9 protein-coding genes are annotated in these 14,107 nt (G+C 65.9%); 2 read left to right on the top strand and 7 right to left on the bottom strand.

The features are described from left to right. The first annotated feature begins 101 nt into the window (after positions 1-101). The gene (locus tag FKV23_RS07160; RefSeq protein WP_141623234.1) at positions 102-2,156 is read left to right on the top strand and encodes a TonB-dependent receptor; all 2,055 of its coding nucleotides are present in this window, start codon (positions 102-104) and stop codon (positions 2,154-2,156) included. Positions 2,157-2,239: 83 nt separating this feature from the next. On the opposite strand, the gene FKV23_RS07155 is transcribed toward FKV23_RS07160, so the two are convergent. From FKV23_RS07155 to FKV23_RS07135, 5 genes are all read right to left on the bottom strand, one after another. Next, positions 2,240-3,598: an ABC transporter permease gene (locus FKV23_RS07155; protein WP_141623233.1), complete on the bottom strand. Its 1,359-nt coding sequence runs from the start codon at positions 3,596-3,598 to the stop codon at positions 2,240-2,242. A 1-nt stretch (position 3,599) separates the two neighbouring features. Next, positions 3,600-5,021 (bottom strand): ABC transporter permease, encoded by a 1,422-nt coding sequence (locus FKV23_RS07150; protein ID WP_244244126.1) that lies wholly within the window; start codon positions 5,019-5,021, stop codon positions 3,600-3,602. Then, positions 5,018-5,764 (bottom strand): ABC transporter ATP-binding protein, encoded by a 747-nt coding sequence (locus FKV23_RS07145; RefSeq protein ID WP_141623232.1) that lies wholly within the window; start codon positions 5,762-5,764, stop codon positions 5,018-5,020. Before FKV23_RS07145 ends, FKV23_RS07150 begins: the two co-directional genes overlap by 4 nt. Before the next feature lie 323 nt (positions 5,765-6,087). Beyond that, positions 6,088-6,885 carry an amidohydrolase gene (locus FKV23_RS07140; RefSeq protein WP_141623231.1) on the bottom strand — a complete coding sequence of 266 codons (798 nt, stop codon included), beginning with the start codon at positions 6,883-6,885 and terminating at the stop codon, positions 6,088-6,090. A 63-nt stretch (positions 6,886-6,948) separates the two neighbouring features. Next, complete coding sequence (locus tag FKV23_RS07135) at positions 6,949-8,097, bottom strand: pyridoxal phosphate-dependent aminotransferase (RefSeq protein ID WP_141623230.1); 1,149 nt, start codon at positions 8,095-8,097, stop codon at positions 6,949-6,951. A gap of 116 nt (positions 8,098-8,213) precedes the next feature. Here FKV23_RS07135 and FKV23_RS07130 point away from each other — a divergent pair, with 116 nt between their 5' ends. After that, a complete protein-coding gene (locus FKV23_RS07130; protein ID WP_141623229.1) occupies positions 8,214-8,702 on the top strand; it encodes a DUF3293 domain-containing protein in 489 nt (162 codons plus the stop codon). A gap of 62 nt (positions 8,703-8,764) precedes the next feature. Here FKV23_RS07130 and FKV23_RS07125 read toward each other — a convergent pair whose 3' ends face one another. Then, on the bottom strand, positions 8,765-11,554 hold the full coding sequence (locus tag FKV23_RS07125) for a TonB-dependent receptor plug domain-containing protein (RefSeq protein WP_141623228.1): 2,790 nt from the start codon (positions 11,552-11,554) through the stop codon (positions 8,765-8,767). A 204-nt stretch (positions 11,555-11,758) separates the two neighbouring features. Then, a complete protein-coding gene (locus FKV23_RS07120) occupies positions 11,759-14,104 on the bottom strand; it encodes a S9 family peptidase (RefSeq protein ID WP_407067655.1) in 2,346 nt (781 codons plus the stop codon). Between the last annotated feature and the right edge of the window lie 3 nt (positions 14,105-14,107).

Here is a 14,107-nt window from a genome sequence, read left to right as displayed (position 1 = left end):
TGCAATGACCCGTGTGCCCCGGTCGGCGCTTCGCGCTCGACCATGGGGCGATGACAGCATCCGGAAATATCGCCGGATGCCGCGCCAGAACAGGAAGATAGATGAGAAAGAAGCTGTTGACGTCAGCGGTGCTGGCGATACTTTTTGCCACGAATGGCCCTGCACAATCCCAATCCGGCGATTCCGCCATCACCCTGGGCAAGGTGGAGGTGCGAAGCGCCTCCAACGGGCCGTTGCTGGCCAACAACGTGCTGACCTCCGTCGATGTCATGGGCGGGGACAAGGTCGAAGACAAGAACGTCATGAACAGCTGGGAGCTGCTTGGACAGATGCCGGGCATCCAGCTCACCGAAACCCGCCAGGGCGCCGAGTCCGGCAAGGCGACGTTCCGCGCGTTCAACGGCGAGGGCTACATCAACGGCATCAAGACCCTGATCGACGGCATCCCGAGCAACGTCAACAGCGGTAACCAGCGCTTCATCGACATGATCTTTCCGCTGGAAATCGATTACATCGAAGTAGTGCGCGGCACCAACGATCCGCGCTACGGGCTGCACAACATCGGCGGCAACATCAACTTCGCCACGCGCCAGGGCGGGAACTACCTGGACGGCCGCCTGAGCTATGGAAGCTTCAACACGCGCGAAGCCCAGTTGGCGGCCGGCAAGGAAACCGGAAGCATCGCCCAGAACTATTTCATGGGCGTGCAGGCATCGGATGGCCATCGCGATCATGCCGATTCCAGCAAGTACACGCTGGCGGGCAAGTGGTTCTACACCGACGAAGCCGAAACCCTGAAGGCGGGACTGGTGGCTCGCGCATACCACCACGAAGCCGACGAGCCCGGATTCCTGACGGCCGAGGAGCTGGCCGCGGACAGGAAGCAATCGCCGGAAAAGAACGCCAACGATGGCGACGACCGCGACATGTGGCATCTCGGAGCGCACCTGGACAAGAGGCTTGCCGACGGTCTGAGCCTGAGCGCCAAGCTTTACGTCAATCGCTACGAAGACGACAGGACGGTGACCTTCACTCGCTATCCCGAGGGCAACGCGCCCCGTCAGCGTCGCCAGTGGGACGAAAAACAGACCGGCATGCTGAGCAGCCTCACCTGGGTGGCCACGGAATCCGTAACCATGGAGGCGGGCGTGAACTTCGAGCATCAGGACAACGCCTACCGGCGCTACCGCTACGATTTCAGCATTCCCACCGACTTCAGTGCCGCTCCCGCCCGGATCCAGAACGATGACCGCTACACGCTGGAGAATGTCGGCGCCTACGTGCAGGCGGTCTTCAATCCCGCCGAATCGTTGAAGATCGTGCCGGCCTTCCGGGTCGACAAGTTCTCCGGCAGTACCCATCTTCCCGCCGACGTGCGGGCGTCCCTGCAGTCGTACGGATGGATCAAGCAGCCCAAGCTGAGCGTGGTCTACGCGGTCGCACCTGCCGCCAACCTCTACGCCAACTGGGGCAGGACATTCCAGGTCCTGACCGGCTCCACCGCACCGGCCTACCTCACCGAAGGCCAAGCCGCGTACCGCCCATCGATCAACACCGGTACCGAAATCGGCATCAAGCTCAGTCCGGTTGCGGGAACCGAGGCACGCATCGCGGCCTGGCGACAGGACGCCACCGATGAAGTGGCCAACATGCCCAGCACCGGGACCACGGTGGGCCTGGGCCAGACCCGCCGGCAGGGGTTGGACATGCAGATCGCTTCCCGGGTGGGCGAACGCTGGACGCTGTGGGCATCGTATGCATTGCAGGAAGCGAAGGTCGTCAGTGCGTTCACCGGAGCCGGCGACTCGCTCGCGGGCAAGGAAGTTTTTTCCACACCGCGCTACATCAGCAACCTGGGCATCGACTACCAGCTGGACGAGCGCTGGAAGCTGGGGATGCAAGGCCGGATGCAGGGCGGCTACTACATCGACGAGCTCAACGAGCAGGGCAAGTACGGCGGCTTCAAGGTCCTGGACGCAAGCGCGCGCTACACGCTGTCCGACCGCTTCAGCATCGACCTGCAGCTCAGGAATCTGGCCGACCGCAAGTACGAGTACGTCTGGTACGACAACTTCTTCTGGGGCGGCGACGACCAGCCGATGTTCTCCCCGGCGCCCGGACGTTCGGCCTACGTTTCCTTCAACATGAAGTTGTAGGAAATTACTGGCAGCAAGGGTAGCTTCATGTCCTGCAAGCGCGGCGTCGCGACTCTGTCCGACGCCGCGCCATCCGCCCGATCCTACTCGACCTTCCGCAACAGACGATTCGCGCACAGCGCGGCCAGCATCGCCAGCACGAGCAACACGACCAGCGACTGGCGATCGGCCAGGCCTGATGCCGGAGCCGGAGTGAAGCCCGGCATCGCGTCGACATCCTTCGTCCGGAACGGGACCTCGTTGAACAGGTACGGATAGAAGTAGCGCCTGAGCGCGGCATGGAAAGCGACAATCTGCTCGCGGTAGCGCAGTTGGGCTTCGAGGTCGGTGTTGGCCAGGCGCTGCATCGTTACCTGCACCGCGATGCCGGGCATCAGCCAGCCGGCACGCTCGGCCCAGCGCTGGCGTGCCCGCAAGCTGGCTTCGTACTCGGCCACCTGTGGGACAACGGCATCGTCGCCGGCCTGATGCATCGCGTAGTACCACTTCCAGTGGAAACGCACGGTCACCGGCGGCGTGCCTCGCCATTCCGGATGCGTGTTGAAGAATCGCTCGAAGGTGACGTCCTTGGGCTCGTCCCACCCGGCGTGCACCAGCTGGCGCTGAGCGAGCATCAGATCGACGCCGCGTCCTGCCGGCACCGCCTGGTTGATCAGCGTGTTCGCGGCGGTCGGCAGCAGCAGCGTCAGGCCGAGCCAGACGGCGAACATCGCCATCGCGCCATTGGCCGAGCTGCGGACACGGGCCGCAAGGAAGGCAAACAGCCCGAACCAGAACGCGGTGTACAGCATCGCAACGACAGCCACCGCAGTCGCCTGCACCAGCTGCACACCGGCGACCATGCAGCCGACGGCGAACGGCAGCAGCACCGACACGAGCACCAGGCCATAGCGGAGCAGCAGGCGCCGTCGCCACAGTCGTACCGGCGCACTCGCCGTGGCGAGCACCAGGCCCAGGCGGCCAGCCTCGCGTTCGCCACTGACGAGATCATGCACCAATGCGATCGCGACCAGGGGCAGCAGGTAGACCAATACGAAGGCGAAGTCGAACGTGCCGGCGAGTGCCATCTCCGGATTGGCCGTGTCCGACTCGTAGAGCTGTGCCTGCAATCCAAGCAACCTCACACGCAGGAGGTAGGGTTGCACGTCGCGTTGGCCGAGCGCGGCGAAGGCGAGCGGCGCCGGTGGATCCCAGGTCGGATGAAAGGTGTAGTAGCCGACCTGGCCCGCATCGCCCTCCTCGCCTGCGTACTGCCGGGCGACCAGTGCCTGCTCGGCGCGCTGGGCGGCGACGGAGCGCTCGATCGCATCGCGCTGGGACTCGACCGTGCGCAACCCAGCCATGACGGCGAGCGCCGCGATCGCCGCGAGCAGCACCAAGGACACGAGTGCGAGTCGCGAACGCAGCACAAGCGCGAGCTCTGTGTGGAGAACGTTCGTCATCTCACAGCACTCCCAGGCGACGTCCGCGCCAGGCCAGCAAGCCGGCGAGCAGGACCGACCACATCGCGAGAACGGCGAAGGCGCGAACGGCGCGGGTGGGATCGCCGCCGCTCGACGGCTCGGGGTGGAACTCCGGGAGCGTCTTCCAGTTCTCGTGAGAGATGCGATGGTTCCTGTCGTTCTCGTACTCCACTTCTTCCGCATGCATCCTGTTGAGCTCCTGGATCAGGCGGTAGCGATAGCGCTCGGCCTCGACAAGAAAGCCCTGATAGGCGACGAGGTCGGTACCTGCCAGAGCCATCGACGCCTGCCGCACGGCAATCACCGGGCTCAGCCAGGCGAAGCCCGCCACCTGTGCCGACTGTGCACGCTCGATCGCGAAGCCGTGCGCCGCGTGGCGGTCGTATATCTCGCTGGTCAGGCGCTCGCCCTCGGCACTGACAAGGCCTGCGTAGTTCACCGGCAGGTCCTCGATGCGCGCGACGCCATGGCGCTCGAGCACCTTGCGCTTGAAGTCGGCGTAGTACGGGTCGTCGGGATTGTGGCTGTCGCCGACGGCGAGCGCGTCGCGATGCACGGCGATGTCCATCTCGATCCGCGTGGGCAGCGGATTCCCGGCCTGCGCGAGCACCGGCGCGGTGCGCGGCAGCATCATCACGCTGGCGATCCACAGGCCGACCAGCAGCAGCAGCGCATTGCGGCTCGAGCCCGCCCAGGTGGACACAAGCACCGCAAGACCCACCCACACCGCTAGATACAGGCCGTAGACCAGCACGAGCGTCGTGACTGCCAGGCTGCTGGCCGTGCCCACTGCAACCCCCAGGGCCAGCACCAGCACGGCAGGCAGGGCGACCATCGCGGCCGCGCCGGCGAGCGCAAGCCATTTGCCCAGCAGCAGCGAGGCCGGAGCGACACCCTGCGCGAGCATCAGCCGCAGGTTGCCCCGCTCGCGTTCGCGTGCCACCGAGGCGAACCCGAGAAAGAGCAGCAGCAGAGGCACCAGCGTCTGCAGCACGAAAGCGGGTGTGAGCTGACCGAAGCGCAGAAGCAGCGACGACTGGCGTGCTTCGGCGAACACCGTGCTGTTCTGCCGATGACCTTCGACGAACAACATGTTGCCGGTAAACGCGTCGACCCCGGGGTCGAAGAATGCCAGCGCCGGCAGAGGACGGAACACGAAGTGCCCGTAGTGCACCATGCGGTGCGGATGGCGGTCGGGTTGCGCGTCAAACTGGTCGTCGACGAGAGCCTGATAGTGCGCACGCGTGGAGGCGAGCGTCTCGCGCTGCTCATGGCTCACCCAGGCGGCGGTCACCAACAGCGCGAAGGTGAGCAGGCCGGCAGCCAGTGCGACACGGTTGCGCAGCATCAGCCGCCATTCCTCAAGCGCGATGCGCCAGGCGATGCGCGGCTGCAGGGTCACGCCGCCACCCCGAGTGCATAACGGCGGTGGAGCGCGGCGACATCGTAGCGTTCCGGCCCTTCGGCCGGCATCTCCGTGTCGATACGGCCGTTGGCGAGGAAACCGATGCGATCGGCGACATCGGCCGCACCCAGAAGGTCGTGCGTGACCATCAGGATCGCAACGCCTTCGCCGTTAAGCTCCTGCAGCAGACGGCTGAAGTCGGTGGTAGCGCCAGGGTCGAGGCCCGACGTCGGCTCGTCGAGCAACAGCACCGGCGTGCGCCGCGCGATCGCCAGCGCGATCGCGACCTTCTGCCGCATGCCCTTCGAGAAGCCACCGACGCGCCGGTCCCACGCCGCCTCTGGCAGCGCCGCACGTCGAAGCGCTGGATCGATCACCTCACGACCGCGAGGCGCTTCGGCCAGTGCGAGAAAGTAGTCGACGTTCTCGCGCGCCGACAGGTGCTCGTAGAGCGCGACGCTCTCAGGCACGTAGGCGAGATGCCGGCGCGCCTGCGCCGGGGCCGAGCCTACATCGACGCCACACACGCGGATCGCACCCGCGGACGGGCGGTCGAAGCCCAGAATGAGGCGCAACGCGGTGGACTTGCCGGCGCCATTGCCGCCGAGCAGGGCATACGTCTCCCCAGGCTGCATACGCAGGTCGAGGCCACGCAATACCGGCTGCGTGCCGTAGGCGTATTCGACACCCTCGCAGACGAGCGCATCGGTGGGGGATTCGGCAATGGAAGTCTTGGGCATGGGTATCGGAAGCGGATCTGCAGGCCTGGCATGGACAAGTACGGGCCGCGCCCGCCGTTGCAAACAGCAGGCTCACCGACCATCGTAGAAACAGTAATGTTATAACATTACTCAGCGAGAGCGCATTGACGTATTCAGCCCAAATGTATTCAGCCCAATCGGCGGATACTCAGCGCGCCGCGATCCATGCAACTACCCCGCTGGGCGGTCGAAGCGTCGACCGGTCATCAGACTCATGGGGCCCGGCTGGAGGCGGCCGATCTGGGTTTCCAGTGGACGGCTGGGTGGCCGGATCAGGGTTTTCCTCCCACGGCCCTGCCAGTTCAGACCAGCTCGAAGCGGTCGCCGTCCAGCATCGCCGGGAATCGCCCGCGATGCGCCTGCAGTTCGTCCGCCAGCAGCGTCGTGGTGGCGACCACTTCCTCGTCGGTGCATTCGCTGACCGGATGGCCGAGGAAATCGATCACCGCGCTGTCACCCGAATAGTGGATGCCGTTGCCGTCGGTGCCGACCCGGTTGAGACCGGCGACGTAGCACAGGTTCTCGATCGCCCTCGCCCGCAACAGGGTCTTCCACGGATACGCGCGCGCGGCCGGCCAGTTGGCGACGAACAGCAACAGGTCGTAGTCGAGCTGGCCTTCGCGTTCGACGTTGTAGCGATTGCGCGCGAACACCGGGAAGCGCAGGTCGTAGCAGACCTGCGGGCAGATCCGCCAGCCCTTCCACTCCACCGTCAGCCGCTCGCGGCCGGCGGCGTAGCGCTCGTGCTCGTTGGCGTACCGGAACAGGTGACGCTTGTCGTAATGCTGCACGCTGCCGTCCGGGGTCACGAACAGCATCCGGTTGAACACATGACCATCGACGCGCAACTGCACGCTTCCGGTGACCGCCGCGTCGATGCTGGCGGCCTGTTCGCGCATCCACGCCACGGTCGGGCCGTCCATGTCTTCGGCACGCTCGATCGCATCGTTGGAAAAACCGCTGGTGAAGGTTTCCGGGAGCAGCACCAGATCGGTGATGCCGCGCAGCGACGCGACCAGCCCGCCGTAGTACCCGCGGTTGGCCTCGGGGTCATGCCAGCGGGTGTCGCCCTGGACGAGTGAGATGCGGAGGTTGTTCATGGATTGGGCTCGTTGTGCTCCCTCCCCTACTCTCCGGGGAGGGTCGGAAGGTGAGAAAAACAGTCAGAGTTTCAGCAGACGTGCGATCGCCTCGTCCAGTGTCGCCTCGTTCTTGGCGAAACACAGCCGCGCCAGGCGCTGGCCGGCCGGCGGGGTTTCGTAGAACGGCGACAACGGGATCGCGGCAACACCGTGCTCGGTAGTGAGCCAACGGCAGAACGCGGCATCGTCGAGATCGCTGACATCCGAATAATCGACCAGCTGGAAGTATCCGCCCGGCACCGGCAACGGCTTGAGTTTGGTAGTCAGCAACTGCTCGCGGAAGCGATCGCGCTTGGCCTGGTAGAACGCGCCCAGCTGTTCGTAATGTTCCGGCTCGGCGCGGATCATTGCAGCGAACGCGGACTGCGCCGGGGCGAAGGTGCAGAAGGTATTGTACTGGTGGACCTTGCGGAATTCGGCGGTCATGGCCGGCGGCGCGACACAGTAGCCGACCTTCCAGCCGGTACAGTGGTAAGTCTTGCCGAAGCTGGAAATGACCAGAGCACGTTCGCGCAGCTCCTTGTGGCGCAGGATCGATTCGTGGCGGGCGCCGTCGAACACGATATGTTCGTAGACCTCGTCCGAGAGCAGGAAGATGCCGGTGCCGCGCAGCAGCGCGGTGAGCTGGGCGATGTCGTCCTGCCCCAGCATCGCCCCGGACGGGTTGTGCGGGGTGTTGATCATCAGCAGCCGGGTACGCGGGCTGATCGCCGCGCTGACCTTTTCCCAGTCGGGTGCGAACGTGACCGGATCGAGCGGTACGTGCACGGCGACGCCACCGGCCAGGTCGATCGCCGGCTCGTAGCAGTCGTAACAGGGGTCGAGCACGATCACTTCGTCGCCGGGCCGCACCAGCGCATGGACGGCATCGAAGATCGCCTCGCTGGCGCCGGAAGTGACAGTGATCTCGGCATTCACGTCGGGCCGATGGCCATAGCAGCGCTCGGACTTCTCCGCGATCGCCTCACGCAGCTGCGGCAGGCCATGCGCAGGCGCGTACTGGTTGAAACCGTCGCGCATCGCCCGGTCCAGCTCGTCGATCAGCCGCTCCGGCACCGCGAAGTCGGGAAAGCCCTGCCCAAGATTGACGGCCCGGTGCTCGGCAGCGAGCTGGGACATCACGGTGAAGATGGTGGTACCGACCTTGGGCAGCTTGGTTTCGGGGGTCATCGGCGGGAAATTCGGGTGCGGGGCAACAGAGTTTACGGAAACTGTGACCATCCCGAAGTCAAACCGGGGGATATCCTCCATTGCACATCGGCCCGCGGCCCGCGAAACTCCCCCCCATGCGCGAACTGCACGTCGTCGACGCCGGCGAACTGGCCGCGGCCTATGCCGCCGCTCACTATGCGGTCGTCCTCGACGGCGACGCAATCGGCCTGCAGGTCGGCGAGCCGGCCGGCGACCTCGAGGCCTACTGGACGGCCCGCAGCTACGCCTTCATCACCGCCTGGAACCCGGCCTCACGGCCGCTGTCGGAAGCCGCCAACAATCTGGCCGACAGCCGCCTGGTGGCCCGGCTGCAAGCCCTTGGACTCGTCTTCCACCCGGCCTGGGCCAGCGACCACGCCCGCGAATGGCGCGAATCCGGCTGGCTGGTCGGCGACATCGACCCCGCTCAACTCGATACCCTGGCGATCGAATTCGGCCAGGCCGGCGTGTTGTACTGGGAGCACGGCAAGCCGGTGCGGCTGCGGATGACACTGCGCCGTCCTGGCGACTGCCCGGGCCTCGCGTTCGTGGACTGGATTGAACTGGCCACGGCCGACCGATAGGGCCTGAATCCCTCCAGGCCCGTTCCCCACCGCTTGCGGCGATGCCGTTCTCCAACAGCCGGCTACAGGCGGTAACCGATGGTGAAGAAGTATTCGGCCCCCACCGGGTTGTACTTGCGGATGTCGGCGTAGGGCCACCACTTCTCCGACGGGTGCTGATGCGGCTTGCGGTCCAGCGCGTTGACCACGTTCAGGCCCAGTGACAGGGCGTCGGTCACGCGGTACTCCAGCGACAGGTTGACGGTGGTCCAGGGGCGATACCGCTCGTACTCGTCCGCCCAGCGCACCGGCGAGGAGCCCAGCCGGTTGACGTGGACATGGGCGGCCAGGGCCTGTCCGCTCCAGCCCAGGGTCAGGCTGCTGCGGGTGCGGAATTCGGTGTTCCACTGCTTGTCGCGGATGTCCTCGACCTCGTCCTCGGGCAGGTATCGGCTGAGGGTCTTGAAGATGTGGGTGTAGGCAAAGCGGGCGGTGAAGTGGCCGTAGCGCTCGGTCGGGATGCTGGAATGCCAGACCACGTCCACGCCGTCCTGGCGCCGCAAGCCGGCGTTGAACGGGCTGGTGATGACCGAGGCGACGGTGTCGTTGGGTCCGCCCCGGGTCACCCGGGCCAACATGGCCTGGCACTTGGGCGAATTCGGGTCGACATCCTGCCCCTGCTCGTCGTAGCCGAGCGTGCACTCGGCGAAGTAGCGCAGCACGGGATCGGCGCCGATCAGGCCGATCTGGTCTTCCAGCTGGATACGGAAGTAGTCGGCGGTAAAGGAATGGTTCTCGCCGACCTGCGCGACCATGCCCAGGCTGTTGTTGTAGCCCCGCTCTTCGCGCAGCGAGGGATCGCCCTCGGAGTACTGGCGGATGGAGCCGGTGCCGTACAACTCGCCACAGCCCTGCCAGCTCTGTCCGCGTTCCAGGCCTTCCTCGCGTACGCAGCGCAGGTAGTCCACGCCGGAGGTGAACGAAGAGCTGCGCTCGGCGAACATCACGTGCATGTCGGGGGCACGGAACGAGGTGGCGCGCGAGAGCCGGAACATCAGCGCATCGATCGGACGCCAGCTCAGGCCCATCTGGTAGGTGAAGGCGCCACCGACGTCGGAGGCATCGTCGTAGTAGTCGTAGCGGGCCGCCAGCTTGGCATCCCACTGCCCGAAGCCCGATCCGGCAGCAGCCAGCGGGATCGCGAACTCGGTGCCCAGCGCGTAGTGATTGCGACTGCCCTGCCCACGGATGCCGCTCCAGCCCCAGATCTCGCCATCGACGGTGGGCTGGTCGGTGATGAAGCGGTAGCTGTCGCGGTTGGCCTCGAGCACGACGGCGAAATCGAGCGCGCCGGCCGGCAGGTTGAGCAACGTGCCGGTCAGGTCGGCGCTGAGCGATTGCGCGCTGGAGCGGCCATCGCCGATGGAATGATGCAAGACGCTATGGAACATGTCGGGCGTGAGCGTGCCGAGGAAATCCAGCCCGGTCGGCAAGTAGTCCGCATCCAACTGGTCGCTGCCCACGCGCACCCAGCGGCTGCCCGCCCAGGGCTGGATCCAGTCGCTGCCCTTCTCGCCAAACAGCAGGCCGAGCATGGCCTGATCGTTGAAGCGGCCCACCGTGTCGCGGTAGCGATAGCGGCCGTAGTTGTAGTTGAGGCTGTAGTCGTAGTCGCCGAGTTGGCCGCGCAGGCCGGCCGAGAGTATCTGGTTGGTTTCCTCGAACTCCTGCTGGCTGGTCGGCACTTCGTGGTCGCGGAACGAGCGCCAGACGTGGCGCCAGCCAAGCGTCTGCGGGGCGTCGGAACCGACATCGTCGACCACCTGGTAATCGACGCCGTAACCGTAACGATAGAGACCGGCATCGGCCTTCGAACGGGTCGCCAGCAGATTGGCGTACAGCTCGTGGTCCTCCATGCGATGGACGAGGTTGGCGAAGCCAAACACGCGGTCGCGGCCGTTGCGGACGGTGTAGGTACCAAAGACGTTGTCACCGCAGTACTCGGAGTCTCCCGGGCCGGCCCATCCGGGGCGCACTGCCTCGTAACCGACCGGATCGCAGCGGTCGGCGATATCCAGGATGTCCCAGCCGGCGGCCCGATCCCAGTACGACATGACCTGGGAAAGCTCGCGATAGTCCGGATCGGGCGACTTGCCCGGGTGCGCGAACCAGCTGCGCTGGTCGCCGTGGATCGGGCGCCGCCGGTCCCACTCCAGGCCGTAGGTGAGGCTGGTGTCGTTGCGGTCGAAACCGGACACCAGAGACAACCGGTCCGAGCGGCCGCCACCGTGGGCGGTATCGCCGTAGCGGTAGTTGAAATGCGTGCCGTCGACACGCTCCTTGAGGATGATGTTGACCACGCCGGCCACGGCGTCGGAACCGTAGATGGCGGAGGCACCGCTGCTGAGGATCTCCACGCGCTCCACCGCAGTGGTCGGGATCATCGCCAGGTTGACGACATTGCCCGACACCGTGCCCGCCGGCTTGGGCAGGACCGGGATGCGGCGGCCGTTGAGCAGCACCAGGGTGTAACCGGGACCGAAACCACGCAGGTTGAGCGCCTGCGCGTTGGCATTGAAATTGTTGGTGATCTCCTCGCCAATGAAGATCCCGGTGTTCATGTTGAGATTGGTGAGGGTGTCGTAGAGGTTGGCGAAACCCTGCTGCCGAAGATCCTCGGCGGAGAGGACCATGACCGGTTCGATGCCTTCCAGTTCCGTCCGCTTGATGCGGGAACCGGTGACTTCAAGCCGTTGAAGGGTGACGGCTTCCTCCGCTTCCGGGGCGGTTTCGGCCTGTGCCGCGGCGGTCATGGAAAGCAAGCCCAGGCAGACGGCATGGGCCAGTTTGCAACGTGTACGAAATGCTTTCACCACACTCTCCTGCGTTGTCGTTGCTGCGGATTCGCCGGCCGGTTCACCGGCGTCGATGCAATGCGCAAAGGCGTGACCGATGGTCCCGCCGCAGGAGTCGGCGTCGATAGCATGGAATGCGTGCAGGCAGTGCGGAATTCAGCACAGTCGCTCGGCACAGTCGCGAAGTACGGTGCACGGCCCCGCCGTGCACGCTTCACTTCGTCACAGCGACGCCGGGCGATTCCAGTCCGGCGTCGGCTGTCCCAGCAGATGGCGCACGAAGAAATCGAGCTGCCGACGCTGCACATACGAGATCGGTCCATCCGAGCGTCCGACCGAATGCCCTTCGCCCGGAAGCACCAGCAGTTCGAAATCCTTGCCGGCACGGATCAATGCATCGGCTACTTGGTAAGTAGACGCCGGATCGACGTTCTCGTCCTGCTCACCGAGGATCATCAGCAACCGGCCCTGCAGCCGGTGCGCGTTGTCCACGCCGGAGGCGCGGGCGTAGCTCTCGTCGACGGGCCAGCCCATCCACTGTTCGTTCCAGCTGATCTTGTCCATCCGGTTGTCGTAGCAACCGTTGTAGGCCACGGCCACGGTGTAGAAATCCGGATGGAACAGCAGCGCCCCCAGCGCGCTCTGCCCACCGGCGGAAGCGCCGTAGATGCCGACGCCGCGCGAGAGGTCGTAGGACGGATCGCGCGCGGCCTGCGCGCGATGCCAGGCGATGCGGTCGGGAAAGCCGGAGTCGCCCAGGTTCTTCCAGGCCACGTCGTGGAAGGCCTTGGAGCGGTTCATCGTACCCATGCCGTCGATCTGCACGACGATGAAGCCGAGGTCGGCCAAGGCCTGCATGCCGATGGCCTTGTCGCCACTGGAATGGCGTCCGAACGGCCAGAAGGTCTTGGGCACGAACGAGTCGTGCGGGCCGGCATAGATGCTCTCGATCACCGGATAGCGGCGCGCCGGGTCGTAGTCGGTGGGACGCACGATCAGGCCGTGGATCGGCGTGCGCCCGTCGCGACCAGGGGCGACGAACGTTTCCGGATAACGGAACCCGGCCGCCTCCAGCGCGCCGATGTCGCCACGCTCCAGCTCGGCGATCAGGCGCCCGTCACGGGCATCGCGCAGTTCGCTGACGGTGGGGTGGTTCACCCGCGACCATGTGTCCACGTAGTAGCGCTGGTCCGGCGACAGGCTGACCTCATGCCAAGCCCCGGCCGGGGTCATGTGGTGCAGGTTGCGCCCGCTGAAATCGACGCGGTAGACATGTTGGAGGTAGGGATCGCCGAGCTCGCGCCCGCTGGCGACGAACCAGACCTCGCGGCGCTCCTCGTCCACGTGCAGCACGCGGCGCACCACCCATTCGCCACGGGTGAGCTGGCGTGCACGGCCGTTGCTGCCGTCGAACAGGTACAGATGGTTCCAGCCATCGCGCTCGGACATCCACACGATCTCGCGGCCGTGATTGCCCACGTCGTGGAAGAAGCTGCGGTGCCACCAGTCGTTGACGAAGGTGGAGCTGCTCTCCTCGATCGCCACCCGTGTCGCACCGCTGTCGGCCTCGATCTCGATCAACCGCACGCGCTGGTGGCCGCGCTCGACGTAGCGGAAAGCCAGGGTCCGGCCGTCCTCGCGGAAATACAGCGGCGAGAGGCGGAACGCGTTGGGGAAATGCCCGGTCGGCACCGTGACCTGCCGTCCGGACCCGGCCTCGAAGATCATCGGCCGCTCGATATCGACCGGGTCGCCGGGCTTGGGATAGAGCTGGGTATGCACGCGCGCGTGGACCTGATCGCGCGGCGCACTCTCCACCCGCCGCACCTCGCGCCGATGGCCCGGGCGAACGCGGTACAGGGCCAGGCGCCGGGAGTCCGGCGACCAGACCAGGGTTTCCGGATCGTAAAAGTCGCCCGGCGAGCCATCTCGGCTGAGCACACGGACCTCGCCGCTGGCCACCTCGCGCAGGGCCAGGTTGTCGCCCTGCGCGAAGGCCTCGTAACGGCCGTCGGGCGAGCGGCGTGGGGTGTTGTCGGCCGGCACCGAGAGATCGCGCACGACACCGAAGGCGCGGGGGCGCGGGTTCGTGCCATTGCCCGGCACGACGGCGCAGGCGTTGTTCTCGCCGAGGCCACAACGCAGCGCGCGTCCCTCGACCCAGACCCGGATCGCCGCACCGTCCTCGATAAACTCGAAGTCTTCGAACGGCAGGCGCTTTGCGTCGTACGTCTTCCCGGTCGCGACACCCAGCGCGGTGGCCAACCGGTCATGATCGAACGCCGGCCTGGCTTCGGTCGCCCCGACATGACGGACCACGAACTCGAAGCCGCCGAGCGCCGTGCGCCGGTACTGGAAACGCTCGGCATCGATCCAGCGCGCAGGGAAGGCGACGCCCTGGGTCAGGTGCATCCATTGTTCGCGCAGATCGAGGGAGCGCTGGTGGGCGGCCGCGTCGGGCGCGATGGCAGTCGCGTTGCCAGCCGCAAGAACAACGGCGAGCAGCAAGCCGATGCCGGCACTCCACCTTCGCCGAAACGAATCAGAAAACCCAACATCCATCCGCATTTC

The organism is Lysobacter alkalisoli (genome assembly GCF_006547045.1).
Taxonomy (GTDB): domain Bacteria; phylum Pseudomonadota; class Gammaproteobacteria; order Xanthomonadales; family Xanthomonadaceae; genus Marilutibacter; species Marilutibacter alkalisoli.
The sequence above is the reverse complement of the archived record's forward strand: the minus strand, read 5'-3'. Positions and strand labels throughout refer to the sequence as shown.